Origin of the sequence: Mesorhizobium sp. M4A.F.Ca.ET.050.02.1.1, assembly GCF_003997725.1 — a bacterium.
Taxonomy (GTDB): domain Bacteria; phylum Pseudomonadota; class Alphaproteobacteria; order Rhizobiales; family Rhizobiaceae; genus Mesorhizobium.
This window is the reverse complement of record NZ_RZSG01001490.1, coordinates 1-477: the sequence shown is the minus strand read 5'-3', so window position 1 is coordinate 477 and position 477 is coordinate 1. Positions and strand designations below refer to the sequence as shown.

1 protein-coding gene is annotated in these 477 nt (G+C 60.4%); it reads left to right on the top strand.

Annotated elements, in window-relative coordinates; translation table 11 throughout:
- Window positions 1-477, top strand: a 477-nt coding sequence (locus tag EOA33_RS38310) for an AMP-binding protein (protein WP_145989624.1), incomplete at both ends; no start/stop codon positions are given.

Sequence of the window (477 nt, the reverse complement as noted above, 5' to 3'; positions counted from 1 at the left end):
CCCCGGCCTGGGCCGAACTGCCCGCCTGCGATCCCGAGCCGCGCGCCCTTGGCCTTACCTCCCGCCATCTCGCCTATGTCATCTACACCTCCGGCTCAACCGGAACCCCAAAAGGCGTCATGGTCGAGCATCGCGGAGTGGTCAATCTGGGGCTGGCTCAGATCGGACTGTTTGGCGTTGGTTCAAACAGTCGAGTGGTGCAGTTCGCCTCCTTGGGTTTTGATGCCAGTGCCTGGGAAATGATTATGGCGCTTGGCTCCGGTGCCGCCTTGCATTTGCCTGCGGATGAGCTCCGCCAAGCGAGTGCCGAACTATCGGATTACCTGCGGAGCGAATCGATCACCCACGCGACATTGCCTCCGGCCTTGCTGCAGGCAAGCAGGAGTGCGGAATATTTGGCGTCGCAAGCTCTCATTCTTGCTGGAGAGCTGCCGAAGGCCGAACTCATCCGACGTTTACCTGCAGCCTCTGTTATCA